The 6,023-nt window shown below is 65.3% G+C and carries 3 protein-coding genes and 2 pseudogenes; 2 read left to right on the forward strand and 3 right to left on the reverse strand.

What is annotated here, in order from left to right; all coding sequences use genetic code 11:
• The first annotated feature begins 501 nt into the window (after positions 1–501).
• Both GIW04_RS04740 and GIW04_RS04745 read left to right on the forward strand, forming a co-directional pair.
• Complete coding sequence (locus tag GIW04_RS04740; RefSeq protein WP_031298207.1) at positions 502–1,332, forward strand: DUF932 domain-containing protein; 831 nt, start codon at positions 502–504, stop codon at positions 1,330–1,332.
• Positions 1,333–1,412: 80 nt separating this feature from the next.
• Positions 1,413–3,438 (forward strand): annotated as a pseudogene (locus tag GIW04_RS04745) (chromosome partitioning protein ParB).
• 242 nt (positions 3,439–3,680) lie between these two features.
• Here GIW04_RS04745 and GIW04_RS31425 read toward each other — a convergent pair.
• The 3 genes and pseudogenes from GIW04_RS31425 to GIW04_RS04755 all read right to left on the reverse strand — a co-directional run.
• Positions 3,681–3,794: pseudogene (locus GIW04_RS31425) on the reverse strand (DUF7740 domain-containing protein); the annotation flags it as partial.
• A gap of 337 nt (positions 3,795–4,131) precedes the next feature.
• Positions 4,132–5,661, reverse strand: a complete 1,530-nt coding sequence (locus GIW04_RS04750; RefSeq protein WP_023446513.1) for an efflux transporter outer membrane subunit — start codon at positions 5,659–5,661, stop codon at positions 4,132–4,134.
• 14 nt (positions 5,662–5,675) lie between these two features.
• Positions 5,676–6,023 (reverse strand): ABC transporter permease (locus GIW04_RS04755; protein ID WP_236478938.1); only part of this gene is annotated, 348 nt, incomplete at its 5' end.

A 6,023-nucleotide genomic window follows, 5' to 3' on the forward strand; every position in this document is an offset into this window, starting at 1 on the left:
CCTGTTGTTTGGGCATCCCCGGCCAGTGGCCGGGCGCGCTGTCGTGCTGTGCAGCGAGCCTCGCTGCGAGAGTCTCGCCCCCTTGGGCTTCCATCGTTCCCTCGCTGTGCTCGGCTGATGCCTACGGCCCGGCTTCGTGAATCTGGGCCTGCGCGCTGCGCTTGCGTGGAGTCTGCGACAACGTTGCGGCCATTGCCTGTCGATCCGTCTTTCCCTGACTTCATCACCTTGTCGCGACTGTAGCGCGCGGTCTTGGGCCATCAAGGCGCGCCGGGCCGTGTCCTCGGCTGCGCCTGCGGGCCGCACCACCCGGCGCTTGCCTCCTTGACGGCTCCAGTCCGCGCGCTCCTGACCGTCGCGGGCGATGAACTCAGGAAAGACGGTGGCAACGAGGCCGGCCCAGGTCTCCGCGCCGACCCCACCGGTAGAGCCGAAAGCGGGCTCCGAATCTAGGAATCCGGTGGTGGTTTTCGACAGCCAATCCTTGTCAGGAGAACGACCATGCAACTTGCTTCTAACTTCTCTTACCGCTCCCCGGTGCTGCGCTCGGAGTCTCCCTTATTGGATGACCAGATCCGCGCCGTGGCCCCGTCCATCTTCGCGGAGGCTCCACACGAAAGCCGCTCGCAGCGGTACACCTACATCCCGACCGCCAGCGTGCTGCAAGAGCTGCGCGGTGAAGGCTTCGAGCCCTTCATGGTGTGCCAGACCCGCGTGCGCCATGACGACCGGCGCGACTTCACCAAACACATGATCCGCCTGCGCCATGCCAGCCAGATCGACGCCCGAGGTGAAGCCAACGAAATCATCCTGCTGAACTCGCACGACGGCACCAGCAGCTACCAGATGCTCGCCGGCATGTTCCGCTTCGTCTGCCAGAACGGCCTGGTTTGCGGTGACACCGTGGCGGACGTGCGCGTGCCGCACAAGGGCGACGTAGCCGCCCAGGTGATCGAGGGCGCCTACGAGGTGCTGCACGGTTTCGAGCAGGCGCAGGCGTCCCGCGAGGCCATGCGCGCTGTCACCCTGGACGGCGGCGAGGCCGAAGTCTTTGCCCGTGCCGCACTCGCCCTCAAGTACGACGACCCCGGCAAGCCGGCACCGATCACCGAACGGCAGGTGCTGGCCGCACGCCGCCTCGACGACAACCGGGCCGACCTGTGGAGCGTGTTCAACCGCACCCAGGAAAACCTCATTCGCGGCGGGCTGGCCGGGCGCGGCGGCAACGGGTGCCGCCAGCGCACCCGCCCCGTGCAGGGCATCGACCAAGACCTGCGCCTGAACCGCGCCCTTTGGCTGCTGGCCGATGGCCTGCGCCAGTTGAAAGCCTGACCCCCACCCGGAGGTGGCTGTCAGCTGTACGGCCCCTCCATTTCAACCGCAGTCGTTATCCCTTGAATGGAGCTACCACCATGAACGCGATCATCCCCACCGAAGCTGTCAGCGTGTCCGCCCTGCAAGTGGCCGACCCGACCAAGAACCTGCTGTTGCTGCCGCTCGCGCAGTTGCTGCCGCGTCGCTCCAAACGCAATGCGCGCACCACGCCGCGCCTGTCCATCGACGAGCTGGCCGCGAGCATTTCCCGTATTGGCCTGCTGCAAAACCTCGTCGTCATCCTCGCCGCCGATGGCGAGCATTTCGAGGTGGTGGCCGGTGATCGCCGCCTGACCGCCTTGAAATTGCTGGCGAAGAAGAAATGCCTGGCCGCCGATTTCGAGGTGCCGTGCCTGCTGGTGCCTGACGCCTCGGCCCGTACCGTCAGCCTCGCCGAGAACCTGCTGCGCGAGCAGATGCACCCCGCCGACCAGTTCGAGGCATTCGCCGCGCTGGTCAAGGAAGGCCGCCCCATCGAAGACATCGCCGCCGACTTCGGCGTGACTCCGCTGGTGGTGCAACGCCGCTTGAAGCTGGCGAACGTCTCGCCGCGCCTGATGGCGGATTACCGGGCCGGAACCGTCACCCTGGAGCAACTGATGGCCCTGACCATCACCGACGACCACGCCTCACAGGAGGCCGCGTTCTACGGCGCGCCGGAATGGCAACGCAACGCATCCGCCCTGCGGGCGCGCCTGACGGAGCGCGAAATCGACGTAAGCCATCCGCTGGTGGGCTTCGTCGGGCTGGACGCTTACACGGAGGCGGGCGGTGGCATCCGTCGTGACCTGTTCGCCGACGACAACAGCGGCACCTATCTCACCGATGCCGCGTTGCTGGAAACGCTGGTGCGCGGGAAGCTGGAGGCGTTGGCCGAGGACGTGCGCGCCGAGGGCTGGGCCTGGGTGGAGGCCGTGCCACAGTTCAGCTATGCGGATCGGCAGGCCTTCCAGAATGCGCCGCGCACCCGTCGCGAACCGACCACTCGCGAAGCGCGCCGCATTGCCTCGCTGCAATCCCGGCTGGAGAAGGTCGATGCCGAGCTGGAGGACGCCTACGACGTCGAGGACGAAGACAGGGTGCCGGCCCTGGAGCGGCGGCGCGAGCAGATGGCCGCTGAGCTGCACGCGCTGGGTGAGTCCTTGCAGGACTACACCCCGGAAGTGCTCAGTGTGGCCGGCGTCGTGGTTACCATCGACCGCAGCGGTGAGGCTGTGACCCATCGCGGGCTGCTGCGCGAGGCCGAGGCCAACGCGCTGCGCACGCTGGAGCGGCTGCGCCAGGGGCAGGGCGGCAGCGAGCGCACGAACGACGATGTCGGCGATGTCGCCGAACCGCCCAAGGCTGCGAGTCTGTCCGACCGGTTGGCGCAGCGCTTGAGCGCCCACCGCACTGCGGCGCTGCAGATTGAGGTGGCCCGGCACCCGCAGGCGGCACTGGTGCATGGTATGGTGCAAACTGTCCTGCAGATCGGACATCACGGCGACAGCATGCCGCTCGGCATCCGCCAGACCGTGTGTGATCGGCTCGACAGTCTGGCCCCGGACTGGCCGGAGTCGCCCGCCGCCGTGGCGCTGCATGAGCTGCTCCAGGCTTGGGGTGAGCAGCTGCCGCAGGACGGCGCCGAGCTGTTTGCCGCGCTGTTGGCGATGCCCCAGGACGAACTGGTGAGGCTGCTCGCGGTGTGCGTGGCGGCGAGCGTCGACGTGATCACGCTCCGTGCCGCTCAGCTCCAGCCCGGAGCCGAGCTGGCCCAGGCCGTGGGACTGGACATGGCCGCGTGGTGGAGGCCGACCGCCGAGAGCTATTTTTCAGCACATCACCAAGGCGGCGATCCTCGAGGCCGTGGGAGAGTTTGCACCGAAGCACGTCAACCAGTTGGCCAAGCTCAAGAAGACCGACATCGCCAGCGAGGCTGAACGGCTTGTCGAAGGCACCCGCTGGATGCCGGCCATGTTCACGGTAGGGCAGGGGGCGGAGTCGCAGTTAGTTCAGGACGTGACGGAGGAACCGGAGTCGGTAGAGGCCGACGATAAGGTTCACGGTCACACGCTCGCCGCCTGATGTGCATAGCGCCCCGGCAAGGAAGCCGGGGCGCCGTTGCGTAAGCGGGGTTTCCCCTATAGGTGGCAAGCACCCGAGGCCAGCTACCCTCTGGTCGGAAATCAGGCTGCCAACCCGTCGGCGGCACCTGCGCGGGACGCCGGCGCCGCCTAAAGCCGGGCGCGGCAACTCTGCCGTGCCCGGTTTCAAACAAGCGCAAGCAAAAGCGCCGAAGCCATTAGCTGCATGGCAGCTCGGGAGTGCTATTCAAGATCCAGATGCTGAGCGATGTGCTCAATCAGCTTCATGGGGTCGCGAGTGTTCATCACGGTGAACATCAGGTCGCGTTTGCTGCGGGGGAGGCGCTGGGAACAACGCTTGGCGGCTGCATTCTACAGTTGTATTGCTTGTCGCCAAAGGATTCGGCCATATGAGCCTATGGCGGTCATGATGCTGAAGTGCAGGAAGCTGGGCGCCTGATCTACACGACTCCTAGTCTTGCTGGGGGAGCACTGTAATGCAGGAGGGGTTTACCCTGTGGCTGACAAGCTCCTGCGTTGTCGCTTTCAATCTATAGCTGCCGGTCAAGAAGGGCGTGAACTGGCCGACAGCAGCAATTGGCCAATGCCCGAAACTGGCCAACGGCAGACGTTATGTGCTTTCTCTCTAATCCCCTTATGCCAGGTCAGGTGCTTTGCGATTCAAACCAGGGATCTAGTGCTTCGTCCCGTCATTGCTCCCAGGGCTGACCACGTGTATTGGAGCACCCACTGCTTTCTTGATCGTCACGAAGCGTGTGCGCAGGCGGCCCTGGCTGGCGACCAGGCTGCGGCGTGATTGCAGGTAGCTGCGCTGGCTGTCGAGTACGGAGATGAAGTCCACCGTACCGCCTTGGTAGCGCGCTTGCGCCAATGAGTAGGCTTCGCCGGCGCTTTTCACTTGCAGGTCGAGTTGCTGCGCCTGTTGCTGCTCGGCGCTGTAGGCACTGAGGGCGTCGTCGATTTCCTGCCAGGCTTTGAGCACGGTGCGCTGGTAGGTCACCGCGGCTTCCTGCTGTTGCAGCTCGCGCAGTTGCACCACGCTTTTACGCCGGCCGTGGTCAAACAGCGGCAGGTCCAGGCTGGGCCCAATCGACCAGGTTCGGCTGCCCCAGTCGGTGAATTCACCGCTCAGGTACGACTCATAGCCAAACTTCGTGCCCAGGTGAATGCTCGGATAGAGCTGTGCCTGTGCCACGCCAATATCGGCCGTGGCGCTGGCCAGGGCAGCCTCGGCCGCGCGAATGTCGGGGCGCTGCAAGGCCACCTCCGAGGGCAGGCCCAATGCCAGGTCGGGCAAGGGAGTTTGACGGTTGTCAGCGAGTGGCGCCAGTTGGTCGCGCAACGCGCCGGGGCGTTCGCCGAGCAGCAGCGTGAGCTGGTTGGCGCTGGCGCCTTCTTGGGCCAACAATGCCGGAAACTGGGCTTTGAGCGAGGCCTGCTCGGCGCGCTGGCGCTCAAGGTCGAGATGGTCGAGGATACCGCCCTGCACCCGTGCGGCGAGAATCTCCACCTGTTCATCCAAGGCGGCGATGTCTTCGCGTGCCAGGCGGATCTGGCGCTGGGTGGTGCGCAGTTCGAAGTAGTTGCGCGCCACATCGTTGGCCAGGCTCTGGCGGGCCAGCGCAAGCAAGGCGGCCTGCTGCGCGATGTCGGCATCAGCAGCTTCGATGGAGCGACTCACGCGGCCCCACAGGTCCAGCTCCCAGGAGGCGTCGAAGCCGGCTTGGTAGAGGGTGAAAGGTTCGGCGAGCAATTTTTTCAGGTCGTCGGCGTTGCTGCCGGCGCCTATCGCGTCGATCAACCGTGTACCGGCGCCAGTTTCGCTCTGGCGTTGGCGGGTTGCCGAACCACTGAGGCCGACCTCCGGCGCACGTTGGGCGGCGACGGTACTGCGCTGCACACGGGATTGAGCAAAGCGTAACGATGCGGTCTTCAGGTCGGGGCTGGCTTGAATGGCTTGCACCTGCAAACGCTCCAGCACCGGGTCGGAAAATGCTTGCCACCAGGTGGCACGCGGCGCTTGCGTGAGGTTGACGGAAGCGCGCAACGACGGGGCGGCACTGCTCCACGTGGTCCAGTCGTCCGGCGCCGCGGGCGTGGGTTTGACCACGTCGGGGCCGACGGCACAGGCACTCAGTGCAACGGTGCAGACCACTACCGCCAGGCGTGCGGGGCGAAAGCGAAACAGCTGAGAGTTGGACATGGCGGGTACCTGGATCAGGAAAGTCGGTTGCGGAACAGCCAGGCTGCCAGCGGCAGCGTGATGGCGCCCATTATCAGCAAGGGAATGAAGTCGAGCCCTACATCGGCTAACCCCGCGCCTTCGAGGTAAACCCGCCGCACGATGCTGGTGCCAAAACGCAGCGGATTGACGTAGGTGGCGATTTGCAGCGCCTGCGGCATGTTTTTCACCGAAGTGAGCAGGCCAGACAGCAGCATCAGTGGCATGATCAGCAAAAAGGTGTAGAGCATGGCCTGCTGCATAGTCAGCGACACCGCCGAAATCGACAGTCCCACACCCACGGCAGCCACGGTAAAGGTGAACAGCCCCAGGTAGAGCAAGGC

The sequence above is a fragment of the Pseudomonas sp. PA-4-8C genome (assembly GCF_021606625.1).
Taxonomy (GTDB): domain Bacteria; phylum Pseudomonadota; class Gammaproteobacteria; order Pseudomonadales; family Pseudomonadaceae; genus Aquipseudomonas; species Aquipseudomonas lactis.

Excerpts from the sequence above, each read along its gene's own strand:
- GIW04_RS04740 (WP_031298207.1), top strand. The coding sequence starts at position 502 with ATGCAACTTGCTTCTAACTTCTCTTACCGCTCCCCGGTGCTGCGCTCG.
- GIW04_RS04750 (WP_023446513.1), bottom strand. The coding sequence starts at position 5,661 with ATGTCCAACTCTCAGCTGTTTCGCTTTCGCCCCGCACGCCTGGCGGTA.